14 protein-coding genes are annotated in these 17818 nt (G+C 55.0%); 5 read left to right on the plus strand and 9 right to left on the minus strand.

Annotated elements, in window-relative coordinates; genetic code table 11:
* Positions 1-447: 447 nt before the first annotated feature.
* Both LBW89_RS26125 and LBW89_RS26130 read right to left on the minus strand, forming a co-directional pair.
* A complete protein-coding gene (locus LBW89_RS26125; protein WP_225040827.1) occupies positions 448-2175 on the minus strand; it encodes a helix-turn-helix domain-containing protein in 1728 nt (575 codons plus the stop codon).
* On the minus strand, positions 2172-3992 hold the full coding sequence (locus LBW89_RS26130) for a sensor histidine kinase (RefSeq protein ID WP_148450907.1): 1821 nt from the start codon (positions 3990-3992) through the stop codon (positions 2172-2174). Before LBW89_RS26130 ends, LBW89_RS26125 begins: the two co-directional genes overlap by 4 nt.
* 127 nt (positions 3993-4119) lie before the next feature.
* Here LBW89_RS26130 and LBW89_RS26135 point away from each other — a divergent pair, with 127 nt between their 5' ends.
* From LBW89_RS26135 to LBW89_RS26150, 4 genes are all read left to right on the plus strand, one after another.
* Positions 4120-5001, plus strand: a complete 882-nt coding sequence (locus LBW89_RS26135; protein ID WP_148450906.1) for a carbohydrate ABC transporter permease — start codon at positions 4120-4122, stop codon at positions 4999-5001.
* A complete protein-coding gene (locus LBW89_RS26140) occupies positions 5001-5831 on the plus strand; it encodes a carbohydrate ABC transporter permease (RefSeq protein ID WP_148450905.1) in 831 nt (276 codons plus the stop codon). The genes LBW89_RS26135 and LBW89_RS26140 overlap by 1 nt, the downstream gene beginning before the upstream one ends.
* A 73-nt stretch (positions 5832-5904) precedes the next feature.
* Complete coding sequence (locus LBW89_RS26145) at positions 5905-7203, plus strand: ABC transporter substrate-binding protein (protein WP_225040828.1); 1299 nt, start codon at positions 5905-5907, stop codon at positions 7201-7203.
* 110 nt (positions 7204-7313) lie between these two features.
* The gene (locus LBW89_RS26150; protein ID WP_225040829.1) at positions 7314-9335 is read left to right on the plus strand and encodes a beta-galactosidase; all 2022 of its coding nucleotides are present in this window, start codon (positions 7314-7316) and stop codon (positions 9333-9335) included.
* On the opposite strand, the gene LBW89_RS26155 is transcribed toward LBW89_RS26150, so the two are convergent.
* From LBW89_RS26155 to LBW89_RS26170, 4 genes are all read right to left on the minus strand, one after another.
* Positions 9326-10435: a Ger(x)C family spore germination protein gene (locus tag LBW89_RS26155; RefSeq protein ID WP_225040830.1), complete on the minus strand. Its 1110-nt coding sequence runs from the start codon at positions 10433-10435 to the stop codon at positions 9326-9328. The two genes, LBW89_RS26150 and LBW89_RS26155, sit on opposite strands and share 10 nt — an antisense overlap.
* Complete coding sequence (locus LBW89_RS26160) at positions 10428-11510, minus strand: GerAB/ArcD/ProY family transporter (protein ID WP_225040831.1); 1083 nt, start codon at positions 11508-11510, stop codon at positions 10428-10430. The genes LBW89_RS26155 and LBW89_RS26160 overlap by 8 nt, the downstream gene beginning before the upstream one ends.
* 9 nt (positions 11511-11519) lie before the next feature.
* Positions 11520-13022, minus strand: a complete 1503-nt coding sequence (locus LBW89_RS26165; protein ID WP_225040832.1) for a spore germination protein — start codon at positions 13020-13022, stop codon at positions 11520-11522.
* Between the two features lie 133 nt (positions 13023-13155).
* Entirely contained in the window at positions 13156-13947 is a 792-nt protein-coding gene (locus LBW89_RS26170) for an SDR family oxidoreductase (RefSeq protein ID WP_148450900.1), read from the minus strand.
* Positions 13948-14105: 158 nt separating this feature from the next.
* On the opposite strand from LBW89_RS26170, the gene LBW89_RS26175 reads away from it, so the two are divergent.
* Positions 14106-14804 carry a zinc ribbon domain-containing protein gene (locus tag LBW89_RS26175; protein ID WP_148450899.1) on the plus strand — a complete coding sequence of 233 codons (699 nt, stop codon included), beginning with the start codon at positions 14106-14108 and terminating at the stop codon, positions 14802-14804.
* Between the two features lie 37 nt (positions 14805-14841).
* Here the strand turns inward: LBW89_RS26175 and LBW89_RS26180 are convergent, their stop codons facing one another.
* From LBW89_RS26180 to LBW89_RS26190, 3 genes are all read right to left on the minus strand, one after another.
* The gene (locus LBW89_RS26180; protein ID WP_148450898.1) at positions 14842-15582 is read right to left on the minus strand and encodes an HAD family hydrolase; all 741 of its coding nucleotides are present in this window, start codon (positions 15580-15582) and stop codon (positions 14842-14844) included.
* A 68-nt stretch (positions 15583-15650) separates the two neighbouring features.
* Positions 15651-16502, minus strand: coding sequence for a TPM domain-containing protein (locus tag LBW89_RS26185; RefSeq protein ID WP_148450897.1), 852 nt, complete (start codon positions 16500-16502; stop codon positions 15651-15653).
* Positions 16499-17143: a LemA family protein gene (locus LBW89_RS26190; protein WP_148450896.1), complete on the minus strand. Its 645-nt coding sequence runs from the start codon at positions 17141-17143 to the stop codon at positions 16499-16501. Before LBW89_RS26190 ends, LBW89_RS26185 begins: the two co-directional genes overlap by 4 nt.
* Positions 17144-17818 lie beyond the last annotated feature (675 nt).

The following is a 17818-nucleotide window of genomic DNA, read 5'->3' on the forward strand; positions in this document are numbered from 1 at the left end:
ATTCATCAAGAAATCCGGGAGCAACAGCGATCGGAAGAACATTTCACCCGGCTGCCTCTATCCCTCCATCATTAGTTCAACTCATTACGACTAACTGATGTTAAGGTTTTTGCAAGTTTAATGCTCGTTTCTCTAAAATCGCTAAAAATGCCTGCAGATTTGCATCTTTTTGCGCATTTCCTCGTGAATCGGCTTAAAAACCTGCAGATTTGCATCTTTTGGAGCTGCCAGGGGATTGAAAGCTGGAAGCCTTAAAGGGCTTGGAGGTCCTGGAGGTCTTTGAGGTCTTTGAGATTTTTGAGATCTTTGAGGTCTTTGAGGTCTTTGAATTCTTTAAAGTCCTTGAAGTCCTTGAAGGTTCTTGATGTCTGAAGAGACACTAACATAAAAAAGTGCGAACGCCAAGAAAAGTAATCCTTTTCTCTCCTTGGCCGTTCGCACTTTTTTTCATGGTTGGTCCGTCCATTTGCTCCGGTATTCCCGTGGAGATAAGCCCTCCTGTTTCTTGAACACCTTGCTGAAGTATTTGACGTCATTGAACCCGACCATCTCGGCGATGCGCTGGACCTTCAGGTTTGGATTCCGCATCAGTTTCTTGGCCTTGTCGATCCGGTAGGCCGCCAGATAGTCGGAGAAGTTGTCGCCGAACTCCTGCTTGAACTTCCTGGAGATATACTCCCGGCTGACCTGAAAATGGGACGCCAGGTCCTGGAGTGAAAGCTCGGACTGGTAATGCTGCTCAATGTAAGCCAGGATATCGCCGATTTTGCGCGATTCCCGCTGCTGACGTTTGGAGACTTCTCCGGCGAGGCGGGTCAGGAAGCCGATAAGCCAATCCCGCCAGGCAAACGGCGAGAAAGCATAACCGTTCGGCACCGGCGACGCCTCGGCCTGATCTCCTTGTTCCAGCGCGGGGAGGACCTGGTCCGCTTCGCTGCCGAGCACCTCCCGCAGCAGCCCGGATCGGAACGAGATGATGGAGGACTTCCAGGATTCGAGCAGTTCCGGGGAGACGTATCCGCTCCGCGTGAGGGCGTCGATCCATTGCTGCGCCGACGAGGCGATCTGCCCCGGATCTCCGCTCAGGACAGCGGTTTTGAAATCCGCCTGGAAACCGGCGAAAGACAGGGAAACTGGCTCGTCCTCCGACACGCGCACGCCTTCCGACATACGCAGGCCTCCCGACAAGCGCACGCCCTCCGGCACACGCGGGCCTTCCGACACATGCTGGCTCTCCGACGCGTGCTGGCCCTGCTTCAGCGCGTGAAGATATTGATCGGGCTGGAGCAGATTGCGCCGCCGGATGGCCGCCGACGCCTCGGCATACTGCGCGGGCAGACTGGATGGCAGCGGCCCCGGGGAAGCCAGCCCCACGTGTATTCTCCGCTGCAGCGTATGAAACAGGCCGTCGTTGATTTTGCCGACCAGCTCGGCGGCCCGCTCCGGCTGCTTCCAGACAAGAATCAGGATCTCCATGGCGGCCCCCCAGTGCTTGAAGGCGATGCCCCTCTGGTCGGCGATCAGGAAATCGTTGCAGATGTTGATCAACGAGAATTGCAGCAGCTCGCCGTCATTTCCGAATCGCCTGAGCAGGGAGGTGTCCGAAGCGTCCACCTGAATCAGCAGCAGCCTGGCCTGATCCGCTTCCGTGGGAATCACGCCTTCCATCCGCAGCCGCTTTAAACTGTTGTCCGCCGACCCCGGATCGTCGATCATCGAGGAGAGCAGCTTTTCGCCATAGATCGGCCTAATCTCGTTTAACCGGATACTCTTGCTCTGCTGATCCAGCCGTTCCCGTTCCTCCTGGCGCCACTGGCGGACGGCCTTGGCCACCGCGGCGTTGATCGCCTCGGGCTCGATCGGCTTCAGAATATAATCGATCCCGCCGTGCCGGACGGTCCCCCGGACGAACTCGAAGTCATCGTGTCCGCTGATCACGATAAACTTGAGCGACGGCGCGTGTTCGTTGACCCAGGCCATCAGTTCCATGCCGTGGCCGGCGTTCATCATCATATCCATGATAACGATGGCCGGCTTGAACTCCCGGATGACGCCGATGGCTTCCAGACCTCCCCCCGCTTCCGCGATGTCCTCGATGCCGTGCTCCCGCCAATCGACGAGCAGTCTCACGGCCTTGCGGACTCTGGCTTCATCGTCCACGATCAATGCTCTCATTCCGATGCTTCCTCCTCGTTCTTGTCTTCCATCCGGAACTTCAACTGAATGCGGACTCCGGTGGGGTGTAAATTATTGACGCTTAACTCCGAAGCTTCGCCGTAAACCAGGCGGAGCCGGGTCAACACGTTGATCAGCCCGATGGACGGCGCGAAGCCGTTCGGTTCATCCCCGCCGGGCCGAATCCGTTCGGCCGCGGAGTGGCTCAGCCCGTCTTGGAGCCGGCGCAGCTTGTCTTCGGGAATCCGGCGGCCGTTATTTTCCACGGTGATTGCGATGACTCCGTCCTCTTCGTACGCCGCGGTCAGACCGAGCGTTCCGCCGGTATCTTCCGGACCCAGGCCGTGCTTAAAATAGTTTTCCACGATCGGCTGCAAAATCATCTTGGGCACCTCTACCGATAGCAGAGCTTCGTCTACCTGTACCTGAAAATTGAACCGATTCTCAAAACGCTCCTTTTGCAGCTCGACATAGGCCTTTACATGCTCAAGCTCATCCCGCAGCGTCACGCCGCGGTCATCGTTATGCATGCTGTAACGCATCATTTTGGCCAGCGACGAGATCAGGGTGTAGATCTGCGGAACCTTCAGTTCCAGGGCCAGCGTACCGATGATTTGCAATGTATTGTTCAGGAAATGCGGATTGATCTGCGCCTGGAGCGCCCGAAGCTGGTTGTTCTTGTTGGACAGCTCCAGCTTGTATTCGCGAAGGATCAAGTTGTTGAGGGTATCCATCATGTTCCGGAACCGTTCCGTCAACAAGCCGATCTCATCGTTCCCGGCGGAGGCGATATCCACCTGAAGATTCCCGATCTTCACCTGGTTCATGTACTGCGAGAGCCGCTTGATCGGGGAGGTGATGCGGATCGAGATCAGCACGGTCGCCGTCACGATGACAAGCAGCGCCAACCCGAACAACAATCCGTTGATTTTTGCGGCCTGGTTGGCTTCACTGAGCAGGTGGGACACCGGAATCTGTTTGACCAGCATCCACCGGGCCCCGGCGCTGTTAATGGCCTGATAAATGAAGACGGAATTGTCCTGTTCAAAATACCCCTGTTCCCCTTCAAAGTAAGAACCCCGTCCCGAGTACCAATCGGCGGCGATCGGCTTTCCGATCAGCTCGGGCTGGTTGGCGTAAACCAACTGACCTTCCGCGTCAAGGATATACAGGTTCTCTTGATCCCTGTCATATAATTGATCGGCAATTTCGCTGAGCGCCGACAGCTTGACATCGATCGACAAAAAGCCGATGGCTTGATGTGAAGGGATTTTCTCGATCCGGCGGTGCAGGGTAAACACCTGCTGGGGCGTCACTTGCGGGAAGGGTGCCAGCAGCCCGTAATGATGGCTTATATGGGTGGTCTGGACGCGCAGCGGCTCGTCCTCCGGCAAGGCGGAAACCGGAAACGGGGCGGAATCCTGCCAGCGTTTGGGCGTTTCCTGCGTGATCATCGTCGCTTTCTGATCTTTGACGCCATACAAATAAACCTGAAAAATATCGGGAGCCGCCTTGTAAATATAGTTCAGGGACGCATAGATCCCGATATTGGCCGACATATCGTCGTAGCCGGCATCGAGCAGCCGGTAGAATTCGGAGTCCGAGTATACGTTCAGGGAGATGCGGTTGATGTCCTCAAGCAAACCGTCAATGTTGCGGAACCCCTGATAGAGCAGGTTCCGGTTCTCCTCCACCGCGCGTTCCCGGAGCGATGCCGTGGTATGCGAGTAGCTGACCGCAACCGCGGCCGCCATCGTAAAAATGATGGGCAGCAGCAGAAATACGATCAATTTGGTACGAATACTATTCCATCTCATTCAGCCACATCCGATCAATATTTTACACCTTTAAGTTCACCTGCGTCGGTTTCGGGGGGATCAAAATAATTACATAATAACACTTGTAGACGAAATACGACAAAGAGAGAATGGGAGGGGGCCATACATGCGTAGCCGAAAGTTATCGCAATTCGGGCAGCAGCTGTTTTTCGTCGGCCCGGCCGTGTTGTTTTTTACACTGGTCATGATTATACCGTTTGTGATGGGGATGTACTATTCCTTTACGGACTGGAACGGAGTATCCGGTCAGGTGGCCTGGGTCGGTTTCGATAATTTCAAACACATTTTCTCCGGAGATCCGGATTTCTGGAAATCGTTCGGGTTTACCGTCCGCTTTACGCTCCTCGGCGTAATTCTGACGAATCTTGTGGGCTTTTTCCTGGCCTATTTTTTGACCAAGCCCTTGAAAACGCGCAATGTGATGCGGACGGTGTTTTTTATGCCGAACGTCATCGGGGGCCTGCTGCTCGGGTTTATCTGGCAGTTTATTTTTATCAAAGGCTTCTCCACCATGGGGGAAATGACCGGCTGGTCCTTCTTTGAGCTTCCTTGGCTCGGGGACGCCACCACCGGATTCTGGGCGATCGTCATGGTGTTCGTCTGGCAGTATTCCGGTTATTTGATGGTGATCTATATCGCTTCGCTCAGCAATGTGTCCAAGGAAGTGCTTGAAGCCGCGGAAATTGACGGGGCCAGCCACTTCCAGATCCTGCGCAGCATCATCGCTCCGCTGATCATGCCGGCGGTGACGGTCAGCCTCTTCCTGGCGATTTCCTGGTCCTTCAAAATGTTCGACCTGAACCTGTCCTTGACCAAGGGCGGTCCATTCAAATCGACGGAATCGGTGGCGCTCAACATCTACAATGAAGCGTTCCTCAATAACCGTTATGGGCTCGGTACGGCCAAAGCGCTGCTGTTCTTCGTCATCGTGGCGGTCATTACCTTGATTCAAGTGCGCGTCACGAAGAGCAAGGAGGTTGAAGCTTGATGGAAGCCAAATCTCGCGGCAAGAACGTGTTGATAGAAATCATCATGGCGCTCGTTGCGCTGCTCTTTCTCGCTCCGTTTTATTTTCTGTTCGTCAACTCGGTCAAATCGTTCGGCGAAATTTTGTCCAACGCGGCCAGTTGGCCTACGAAGTTTAATTGGGAAAACTATAGCAAGGCCTGGGAGCTGGCCCGGTTTTCCGAGGCGTTCCGCAACTCCATCGTGATCACGGTCATCAGCGTCCTGCTGATTACGCTGTTCAGCGCGATGGCCGCTTACCGGATGGTCCGGTCCGACACCTGGTTTAACCGGCTTTTGCTGCTCATGTTCGTCGCAGCGATGGTCGTCCCGTTCCAGACGATCATGATTCCGGTATTGAAGGTCGTCAATACGCTCGGCGTCAACAACAGCATTGCCGGCCTGCTTTTGACCAACCTGGGGCTCAGTCTTCCGCTCGCGGTGTTCCTGTTCCACGGTTTCGTCAAGTCCGTGCCTTTGGAAATTGAAGAGGCGGCGACCGTAGACGGCTGCAATCCGGTCACCGTGTTTTTCCGGATCGTTATGCCGCTGCTCCGCCCGATGATGATGACGATTATCGTGCTGAACGCGCTGGCCATCTGGAACGACTATTTGCTGCCATCGCTGATTTTGCAAAATCCTTCGCTGCGGACGATTCCGCTCGCGACATACTCCTTCTTCGGACAGTACACGAAGCAATGGGACATGGCGCTTCCGGCATTGGCCATCGGAATTCTGCCGATCGTTATCTTCTACCTGCTGCTGCAGCGTTATATCGTTGAGGGAATTGCGGCGGGTTCGGTTAAAGGGTAAACTAACCGAAGTCCGGCGTTCCAAATATAAAGGCAACTCATTTTACACAAATGTACAGGGGGAAACAAAAGACATGAACAAGAAACGTTCCATGGTCATTCTGTCGGTGTTGCTGATGATGAGCATGCTGCTTGCGGCATGCGGCGGCAAAAATGCCGCAAACTCCGGCTCGGCCGCAAACGGAAGCGGCGACAAGGGGGAAGTAAAAACAGTAAAGATCTTCCAGTTTAAAACCGAAATCGTGGAAGGCTTGAACGAACTAAAAGTCGAGTTTGAAAAAGAATATCCAAACATCAAGCTCGATATCCAAACCGTCGGCGGCGGCGCGGACTACGCGGCGGCGTTGAAGACGAAATTCGCTTCCGGCGACGCACCGGACATTTTCTCCAACGGGGGCTTTGCCGAGCTCGATATGTGGCAGGACAAGATCGAAGACCTGTCCGACCAGCCTTGGGTCAAGGACCTGGTGCCTTTGGCCGCCGAGCCGATGACCAAAGACGGCAAAGTATACGGCATGCCGATGAACCTGGAAGGGATCGGGTATGTGTACAACAAGGATCTGTTTGCCAAGGCGGGCATTACCGAAACGCCTAAAACGATCACCGAGCTGGAAGAAGCGGCCAAGAAGCTTCAAGCTGCCGGCATCACGCCGTTCGGCAACGCTTATCAGGAATGGTGGCTGCTGGGCAACCAAGGGATCAGCGTGGCGTTCGCCAGACAGGACAATGTCGATGAGTTTATCAAGGGCCTGAACGACGGAACCCAAACGATTGTAGACAATCCGCAATTCAAAAACTGGAGCAATCTGCTGAAGCTGACCGTTCAGTACGGACAGAAAAATCCGCTGACGACGGATGCGAATACGCATCTGGCCCTGTTTGCCAACGGGGAAGTGGCTATGATGCAAGAGGGGAACTGGGCGCAAACTTTGATCGACAACATTACGCCCGGAATGAATATCGGTATGTTCCCGATGCCGATCGATGACGATGCCGAGAAGAACGACAAGCTTACTGTAGGGATTCCGGCCAACCTGGTCGTGAACAAGGACTCCGCTTCGAAAGAAGAAGCGAAAATCTTCTTGAACTGGCTCGTCACTTCCGACATGGGTAAAGAGTATATCGTTAAGAAGTGGAAATTCATCCCGGCCTTGACGACGATTTCGGCATCCGCTGAAGATATCGGATTGTTGGGTGCGGATGTGAAGAAGTATGTAGACGAGAACAAGGTTTATGGTTTACAATCTTCGAAGTTCCCGGACGGGGTAACCCAAGAATTCGCCAGCGTCATTCAAGAGCTGATCGCGGGGAAAAGCGATGTGAACGGCTGGATGACCAACATGCAGGCGGCTTGGGACAAACTAAAAAAATAAATAGATCAGATCACATATGGCAGACCGCTTACGCTTTCGCCCGGCTTTCGGGCGAGCGGGCGGTCATGCCATTTTGTGCTTCTAGAACCAGGTGAAACGGAGGAAAAGTAGTGAGAAGAAAGACGTGGCAGAATAACGCCGTGCGGATCGGGGTGGATTATTATCCCGAACAGTGGGATCCCGGGCTATGGGAGGAGGATATCCAGCTTATGAAGGTGACCGGGGTCCGCATCGCGCGCGTGGCCGAATTTGCTTGGAGCCGGCTCGAACCTTCATCCGGGATCTATCAGTTCGACTGGCTGGACCGGGCATTGGATTTATTCCATAAATACGGTATCTCCGTCGTGATCGGAACGCCGACCAATACTCCGCCGCGCTGGCTGACCGACCTGCGGCCGGATATTTTACCGGTGTTCGCCGACGGGCGTATCTATCATCCCGGCGTTCGGGGACACCGCTGTTTCAACAGCGAATCGATACGGGTATACGGCTCGCGGATCGTCGAGAAGATGGCCGAACACTTTGGCAAGCATCCGGCCGTCATCGGCTGGCAGACCGATAACGAGTTCGGCATGCTCGACTGCCATTGCCCGCGCTGCAATGCCGCTTTTCGCGAATGGGTCAAGCGGAAATACGGTTCGATTGCGGCGGTGAACCGGGCCTGGGGAACGGTCGTCTGGAGCGGGGAATACAGCGATTGGTGCCAGATCGGCACGCCGCTCGGCGGGTCCCCTCATCAGAATCCGTCCTATTTGCTGGATTATGCCCGCTTCCAATGGGATGCCGTGGCATCTTTTCAAGGAAATCAGATCAAGATCATCCGGGAGCATTGCCCGCATCATTTCGTCACGCACAATTTTCACAGCTATCCCCAACGATTGGACCTGCACCGGGTGGGCAAAGACCTCGATTTCGCCGCTTTCGACTACTATCCGAACACATCTCCCGGCAAACAATCGACCGGACCGTACAGCGGCGCTCTATCCCTGGATGTCACCCGCGGCATTAAGCGGAGGAATTTCTGGATCATGGAACAGCTCAGCGGTCCGCCGGGGTGCTGGTTTCCGATGTGGCGGTCCCCTTATCCCGGATTTATCCGGGCTTACGCCTGGCAGGCCATCGCCCGGGGAGCCGATGCGGTGGTACATTTCCGCTGGAGAAGCGCCGTCGCCGGAGCCGAGCAGTTCTGGCATGGGCTGATCGACCACAGCAACGTACCGGGCCGCAAGTTCGACGAATTCGCTTCCCTCTGCGCCGAAGTAAATATGTTGTCCAAAAAGATCAAGGGCACGGTGCTGAAGCACGAGGCGGCCATCCTGATGTCTGCAGAACAGCTGGAAGCTCTGCGGATTCAACCGCAGGCGGAAGGGCTGGACTACTATGAAAACATCAAGGATTATCACCGGGCGCTGACCAAGCTCGGCATCGGCTGCGACGTCATCGAATGGAGCGAGCCTCTCGACGGCTACAAACTGGTGGTTGCCCCGAGCCTTTATCTGCTGGACGCGGAGACGGCCTGCCGGCTCGAACGGTTTGCGTCCGAGGGCGGCGTTCTGGTTCTGACGAGCCGTACCGGTGTCAAAGACATGAACAACCAGTGCGTCATGAGCCCGCTGCCGGGCCTGCTATCATCCTGTTCGGGCGTCACGGTAACGGAATATGATCCGATCGGCCAAGATATGCACGAACTGGTGGACGACAACGGCCGGACCTTTAAGTGTAGTCAGTGGTGCGATATTTTGGCTCCTCTGGACGCGGAAGTACTGCTTCGGTACGCGGGAGATTTCTATGCCGGGCAGCCGGCCGTGACCGTCAACCGGTTTGGCCAAGGGGAGGTCTACTATTTGGGGACCCACCCTGAAGAGGCCTGGCTCAAGCGATTGTTCGGCGACATCGCCGCACGCCGGGATATCCCGGCGTTTCCGGAGCTTCCCGACGGCGTGCAAGTTACGATCCGCACCGCTGCGGACCGGGCGGTTCTCTTTGTCCTGAACCTGAGCCGCGAGGTTCGTCGGGTTACGCTTCCGACGAACTACTACAGCCTGCTTGACGCGGAGTTCCGGGGCAAACATATAGAACTGGCACCGTACGGAGTCGATATTCTGGAAATTGCCGAACAAGATCAGTCATAGCGGTTTCCGAAATTTTTAATGATGAACCGGGTGTGGACATGGAATTCCATATTGGCGTACAAATCGTTCCAATCGGATTCCTTCCACGCCGAATAGGTCATTTTGTTGCGGACGTACTGGCCGATGCCCACGGGGTCCGCCCCAATCCGTTGGAGCTTGGCCAAAATTCGCTCCGTCCTTTTGGTGACATATTCGCCGATGAGTCCCTCCAGTTTTTTACGATCCGGTTTGGTCAAGTCGAGGTTGCCGATATACTCCAGCACCCCGCCCTCTATTCGGATATTGATATCCGCGGCGTATTTCCCTTCCCTGATTTTTTTGACTTTAATCTTTCGCTTGCTTTTGATGGCGCTGAACGTGATGGATTTCAAGGACGGGTCATCGGTGTTGATCGTGAACTCCCCTTTATTCTGGTTCTGATAAAGCATCGTGAAATAAGGAAATTCCGCTCTCTCCACCTTCCCGGCGTATTTATCGTAGTGAAAAAGGGCGATCCCGCTCAACTCCAGACTCGCATCTTTTGGGCTCAGCAGCGGGGCCATCGGGTCCTTTCCGTCATCATAATAATCGCGGATAAATTGATGCAGCAGGATGTGGGGCACATGCTGCATTTCAAACTCTTTCCGGAGCAGTTGGTCGATGTATTGGTCCGCACCGGGATGGCCCGGGTATTTCTTGGAGATCATTTCCTGTGCCGAGCCTTCCGCAACAACTATTTCCGTGCGTTTGGAAATCGAAGGGTCGCGGATCAGCGTGTCGAGATAAGGAGTAAGCCCTCGGGCGGCCAGTTCCATGTTGAACAAAATGGTGCGCAGTTGCCCGCTGACGAGCTTGCGGCTGGACTGATTCTGCATCATATTACGCGCTTCCTTGCTGCCCCTGGCTTCGACCGTTAAAACTTCCGTAAGCCGTTTGGTATTTTGACCTTCGTTAATCGTTAGAGGGACGTTTATCGTCAGCCGGATATCCTGCCCTTCCGCCGGGTCGAAGGCCCCGATCCGGATATAGCCGATACGTTCCAGAATGTTCTGATCCTGATTGCATCCGGTGAGGAGTAAAGTCAGGGCAAGCACAAAAAGTCCGGCGGTTCTTTTATGCATGAGACTTCCTCCCTTTTTGGATGAGCAAGGACAACAGTGCCAGCAGAGGCAGCCCGAAAGCGACGCCGCTCTCGAAATACAGCAGCAGTGCGAACCATTTCTCCACTTCCGGAAGGGTTTTGGGAATCAGCGCAACCAGAATGCTGCCGGCCATTAATATGAAGACGACCCCTTTCCCGGGCAGGCGGGGGAAGATTTCGGCGACGACGGTTTGACTGGCCCAGTAGTACATGGACGCCGTGGTCACAATGGAGAGCAAGAAGGCGCTGTACAAAAAATTTTGCACCCGTTCGATAAAGGGAAATTTCAAATAACCGAACATGTCGAGCAGCGGAAAGGCGAGGTCCGTCAGTTCGTTGTAATTAAAAAAGCCGTAACAGAGAACGGTGACCAGCAAATATACCAAACCTGTCAGAGTGTTGCCCAGATGCAAATACTTCAGCCACTTCTTATTGTTCTCCGCATAGGGAAACAGGAAAATGAACAGCTCGTAGCCCAAGAAAGCCGCGTACATGCGAAAGATTCCCTCCCCTACATCCTTGCCTTCCTTAAAAATAAATGGGGTTAAGCGGGTAAGGTCGAAATTGTTGATAAAGGTAAGACTTACCGGAACCATGGTCAGCAGGATCGCTACGAAGAAAAGGTTGGCTTTCGACATATTGTATATCCCTTTCGTCACCATCAGGAACACCACCACATCCACGAACAATTTCAAAACCATTTCCGAGGTTTGCGGGAACATAAGAATCTGATAAATGACCACATATTCTTTGATGACAATGCATCCGATCATCGGCAGGATCAGAATCAGTATGAGGTATAGAGGGATAAGCAAAAAACGGGGGAGGCCGTCTCCCAAAACGCGAAAAATCGAAGCGCCGCGGCCCAAACGATATACGAGCGTAATGAGCATAATGTTGAGCGCGACCGCCAAGTAGCCGAATACCACCCCGATCCAGCCGTTAGTTCCCAGATGGATCGCGGTAAGCCGGGGGAGAATGAAGATTGCAACCCCGCATTGGGTGTTGAAGAGCAGCATGGCGATTTGAAAGCGATGGAGCTTTTCCTTGGACAAGGCGATCACCTATTTCTTCATCTTATTTGGCGTCTTGTTCGGCGATTTTGCCTGGCTCGGACGCTCGTGAAAAGACCAGAACGGCGCGCGGATAAATATGTCCTTCCAGTCGACCGGTTTAACCGGAGCGGCCGGAATGGTGTATGGGGCCCCCAGGCTGGTCAACTTGGAGAGATGAATGATAATCAGCGCGACCCCGACCATGAACCCGAAGTTACCTTGCATACCGGCAAGAATGATGAGTCCGAACCGTACCAGCCGGATCGAGCCGCTCATGATATAGCTGGGGACTACGAAAGAAGCGATCGCGGACATCGCTACCGAGATAATGAGGATATTGCTCGTAAACCCCGCCTCGACAGCGGCCGTGCCGATTACGATCCCGCCGACGATCCCGATGGTCTGCCCGATTTTGGTGGGCAGGCGCGCCCCGGCTTCCCGAAGCATTTCGATCGTCGTTTCCATGATCAATGCTTCGATGATCGGAGGGAAAGGGACGCGGCTTCTCGATTCGGTCAGCGAGGCCAGCAGATTCTCGGGAATCATTTCATAATGGTAAGTCGTGACGGCGACATACAAAGAAGTCAAAGAAATCGTAATGATAAACGCGATGTATCGCAGCAGCCGGAGGGCGGTCCCGACGGCCCAGCGGTTATAATAATCGTCCGGGGTCGTGAAAAACTCGAAAAAGGATGACGGTGCGACGATAGCGGACGGGCTTTGATCCGCGAGTACGACGATCTTCCCTTCGGCGAGCTTGGAAATGGTGACATCCGGACGCTCGGAGGTCTGGAATTGCGGAAACAGCGAGTTCGGAAAGTCATCGATCATCTGCATGAGCATGGTGCCGTCGTACAAGCTGTTGAATTCGATGGCTTTAATGCGCTCCACCATGTTGTCCACGAATTCCTTTTTGGCGATGCCGTCAACGTACAGTACCGCCACCTTTGTTTTCGTCAGTTCTCCCACGTTTAACTGGATGACCTTCAAGCGGTTGCTTTTTAGCTTTCGACGGATGAGCGACAGGTTCGTTTCTATCATTTCGATAAAAGCATCGTGTGGGCCGGTAATGGCGGACTCGGATTCTGACTGCTGAATGCTGCGTTTTTCAGGGTTATACACATTGACGAGATAAACGCCTTCAGGCAGAAAAAGGGCGACCTTACCGTCCAGAACGCCCTTAACCGCCTTCACTGTATCCGTCGTTTGGACGAAGCGCGATTGGCGAAGCAGTTCTTGAAGCCCTTCTTGCCCGGCATGCTGCAAAGGCAGCAGGATTTCCTGCTCATAGGTGGGGATGTCGACCAAATGATCGAAGTAGACGAGATGAGCCGATGTGGCCGGCATGTGCCACGTAATCAAGTCTCCGCAGTCTTTGAACTCCTGAAGAAAAGCCTCCAGGGTCAAGGGTCCGGGAGCCTGGGGGGTTCCATAGGGGTGAACTTCCGGCGATTTCGATCCGGAACCTTTCCCCGAACCGAACAGCTTGGCGACTTTCCGGAATATGGACACAGCGGCATACCTCCCATAACGCTTTTGACGTAGTTTGTGCCACTCTTGGAAAAATATTCGGGTCACCTAAGCGCAAAAAAGCCCGCCCCGTTCACTCAGGGAACGGAGCAGGCCGGTCGCTGCCGACTGAAGATCAGCCGCGGAGCAATGACTCGGCACCATCGATATAAACCTCGGTGCCGGTGATATGAAAGGATTCATCGGAAGCCAGAAACAGGACGAGGTTGGCCACCTGTTCGGGCTTACCGGGTCCGCGTTCCAGCGGGTGCTTGGTTTCGGGAAACTCAATCGGAATTTTCACTTCCTGAATATCTTCGGTCGGGTAGGTATTATCCCCGATATTCGTTTCGATTGCGCCCGGACAAATCGCATTGACGCGTATTCCGTATCTGGCCAGCTCCAGGGAGGCCATTTTCATAAAAGCCACTTGGGCCGCTTTCGTGGAAGCGTAGGCGGAGAAACCGATGTTGGAGAACACCCGGTTTCCGTTGATGGAGCTGGTGATAATGATGCTGCCCCCTTTTTCCTTCATATGGGGGATGGCGTGCTTCACCGTCGCAAACGTGCCGCGAAGGTTGATGTTGATCGTCTGGTCCCATTCGCCGATATCCATCGTTTCGATCGGGGCCATCGTTCCGTTAATGCCGGCGTTCGCAAACACGACCTGCACGCTGCCCGCCTCGTCCGCAATCCGGCGGAAACCTTCCTCGATCATCTCGGGGCGGGAAATGTCGCACTCGATGACCGCGGCCTGTCCGCCGGCCTCCTCGATGAGCCGCTTGGTTTCATTCGCTTCCTCCGGAGTCCGGTCCAGCATATACACCTTGGCGCCATGCTGCGCCAGACGAATCGCGGAAGCTCTGCCGATCCCGGAGCCCCCTCCGGTGACGACAGCGGTACAATCCTTCAAACGGGGTTGGTTCATGGCGAGTCTCCTCTCTGAACTTCACGTTTTTGGGGGATTCAGTAGATAAATACCCTGGCTCACCGGGCGCAAATCAGAGAAAAGGCGGACGTTTCGACTTGATCACCGCCGGCTTCATCCAACATAATTGATATAAAAAGAGGAAGGTAGGTGCCGAAATGTTCTGCCCGAAATGCCAACATCGTCAGCTTGCCGAGAAGGCGAGGTATTGTGAAAATTGCGGAACGCCATTAACGCGAGGGGCCGCGGGACTGGCGTATTTCCAATACGCAGCCGCCGCCTTGAGGCAACCCGTCGCTTTTGCCCGAAGAGCGGGTCGGCGACAGTTCACAGCCGGATTGATTACGATCTTCCTTTTTTCATTGCTGATCCCGTTCATTGTTTATACCGGGTTTCAGCGGCTGGTGGGGTTTGTGGATCATCCCTTTGCCGGTATGGTGCTTCGGCCGACGTTGGCTTTTGCCATCGTGAACCTGCTTATAACGGCATACTGTTTCGCTGTGGTCAGATACGGAAAAGGAGCCGCAACCTACCGTGAGATCGCGGCTCGCTTCGGGGTGTATCTTGTGCCGTTTACGGCGTTGCTTCTGCTCGCCTTGCTCATGGCACTGCTGGGATTTCATGCGCTGCAGTCTCTGCTGCTTTTGATCGGACTGCTCGGGGCTTGGTTTGCCGTCCCCGCGTTTGTCATTCTGACGGGTTACTCCGCCGAGGGGCCGACTCCCGGGTTTCCGGATCAACTTCAGGGAACTTTGCTCGTATACTTGGCTCTGCTCTTAACCTTGGGCTTGTTAGGAAAAATGCTGTTCGGCCCGCTCGGCCGTTTGCTCAGCGAAGGCTGGTCCTTGTTTTTTTAACCGGTTCAAAAGAACGGCAGTATGGATCAAAGGGAGATCAAAGGGATCGGAGCAGTTCCCGTTCGATTTCCGCGTAATTCGTGACCTGAGACGGCATAGGATGGGCGGATTCCGGTTCGGCGCCGCGATGGTTAAACCAAAGGACCTTCCATCCGGCATCCAGCGCCCCGACGATATCGTTTCGCCAGGAGTCGCCGATGTAAGTGCAGTTTGCAGGGGACAGGCCCAGCTTGTCCGCCACATGGTCGAACAGCCGGCGGTCCGGTTTGGTGATGCCGACGGCGCCTGAAATAAAGACCCGCTCCGGCGGGATGAGATCACGGAGTCCCAGGGCCGTGATCTTTTTCATTTGATGCTCCGGCGGTCCGTTGGTGATAATCCCCACCGTGAGGCCTTGCTCCATCAAGCCGGCGATTAAGCCGCGGGCGCCTTCAAACAGCGTGATGTCGAACTGCCTGCGCAAGTAGGCCGCTTGCACTTGGGCCGCCTGGGTGTCGGACAGTTCCAGGCCAAACTCGCGCAGCGCGAGGACAAACCGCTGCGTGCGCATTTCCTCGAGGGCACGCCCATGCGTCGGGGTGCCTCCGGCTTCCGCCGACAGCTTATCGCTATAAAAGCGCATGCGATGGTAGGCCTCGGGATAGGGAAATTCAGCGGAGGTAGCCAGGACCTCCTCGAGGGCCTGGCGAAAAGGAATCAAATGATCGTACAGCGTATCGTCAACATCGAAGAAGACGGCTCTGGACTGCGGACGGTTTGTGTTTTCGCTTTGTGTCATGGATTTTTGTTTTCTCTCCCCTTCGTCGGTTTCTTACCCAAAGATATTATACCGGAAGAGGAGGGACTCTAAAATCTCCGGCTGGCTCCGCCACCGCCCGAAGTGCCTCCGCCGCCGCCCCGGAAGCCCCCGCCTCCGAAGCCGCCGCCTCCACCGTAACCGCCGCCGCCTCGTCCGCCGCCGCGGCCCAGCATCGAAAGCAGCAGCATCGTCATCATTCCGCGGAAGAAGATAAAATCCACCGCGAGAAAAGCGACGATCAGCAGCAGCCATCCGGCGGAGAAGCGTCCGCCGCCGTTCTCCCCGGCCGAGGATTGCGGGACGGCAACCTCCTGCGGCGCCAGTTCGTCCTCCACGCCATACTCCCGGGCTACTTCGTTGTACAGCGTTTTATAGGTTTCGATAATGGCGGTTCCGGGTTGGTTCTCTCTCAAATAGGGGATCGTTACCTGATCGAGAATCCGCCCGACCTTACCGTCGGGAAGGGCGCCTTCCAGTCCGTAACCGACTTCGATGCGGAGCGGGCGGTTTCCCGGCTCTCCGCCGCCCATGGACAGAAGCAGCAGAACCCCGTTATTCTGTTCCTTGCTGCCGAGCCCATATTTGCGGAAGGCCTGAAGCGCGTATTCCTCCACGGTGTATCCGTTCAGGCTGGGAACCGTCAGCACGGCGATTTGCGCCCCGGTCCGGTCCTCCAGCGCCCGGCCCAGCGCGTTCAATTCCCGCACCTGCTGCTCGGCAAGCAGGCCCTCGAAATCCTGGATGTAAATGTCCCCGCGCGGTTCGGGAATGTCCGGGCCTGCGGCGGACGCCGGAGCGCCCGGTCCCCAAAGCAAACTTGCGCAGAGCGTAACGATACAGGCCAGAATGTTCAGCGCAAACCGCGGTTTAATCCGGGGCCGCCCCGTGGAGCGTCTCATGCTCCCTCACCCGGGATCGCCGCGTATTTACGGAAGGGCAGGGAGGAGGTAGGGGTATCCGTTCCGAAATCGACCTCCGGAGTGGTCCGGGATTCCGGCGTCGTTTCAAAATATTCCCGCATGTCAAAGCCCATCAGTCCGGCCAGAAGGTTGCCCGGAAACCTTCTTCGCATATTGTTGTAGCTGGCGACCGCGGCGTTGTAGTCGTTCCGGGCCACCGCGATGCGGTTTTCCGTTCCGGCCAGCTCATCCATGAGCTGTTGGAACTGCGCATCCGCCTTTAGGGTCGGGTAGTTTTCGACCACGACCAGCAGGCGGCTCAGCGCCCCAGACAGCTGCTGGTTCGCCTGGGCCAGTTCATCCGGCGTTCGGGCGCCTCCAAGAGCGGCCCGGGCGTCGGCGACCGCCTGGATGACTTCCTTTTCATGGGCGGCATAGCCTTTGACCGTATTGACCAGGTTGGGGATAAGATCGTATCTCCGCTGCAACTGGACGTCGATCTTGCTCCATTCCCGGTTCACATTCTCGTCGGCCGCGACGAATTTATTATAATTGCCGGCGAATAAAGCGATTAGGATCACAACGATCGCGACGACGGCGATCAACGGGATCAAGCAGCCTTTACCTTTAAGAAAATTCATGGGTGACCTCCTTGATGGGTGCAGCATGGTATATTCCTCTGCTGTTATTACTTAACTTTTTACCCTGCACCCTATGCAAGGAAACTAAACCCATGGTATTTGCTGTTTCTTTAGGCGGAGCCCGCTGCCCTTTGAAAGAGGGGCCCCTCGACAGACCCCGGGAGGCAAGTAAAGGCCTCTTGCGGCATGATTTTGTCGAATTTGGCGGCGGTGTGAAATAGCGGCTTTTTGAGGTCTTATTTCAGGAAAAAGCGGGCCGAAACTTGAATTTGGCCCGCAACAAGAAAATAGGGTCTTTGCTGCACTAGCGTTGCATTAACCCGAGGGGGGGAACGGTTGGAAGCAGCCTCCCTTTGAAGCCGGACGGGTGGATAAGGGCCTTTTGCGCCGCAATTTTGTCGAATTTGGCTTGGCAGTGTGAAATAGCGGCTTTTTAAGGTCTTATTTTGGGAAAAAGCGGGCCCAAAGCTGATTTTTGGACTCGAATCCGAGAAATAAGGCCCTTATTGACCGCTATTTTCCCCAAAAAGCTGAAACGGGCCGGAATAACGGCCCAAAAGGCCGCTATTATAATGGGCGGCAAGGGAGATTGCGGATTGGTGACACCAGGGCAGGATTAATGCAATGCCAGGGCCTTTGTTGGCCGCTATTCTCTTCAAGGAGCCGAATCAGGCC

The sequence above is a fragment of the Paenibacillus sp. alder61 genome (assembly GCF_020179875.1).
Classification (GTDB): Bacteria; Bacillota; Bacilli; order Paenibacillales; family Paenibacillaceae; genus Fontibacillus; species Fontibacillus faecis.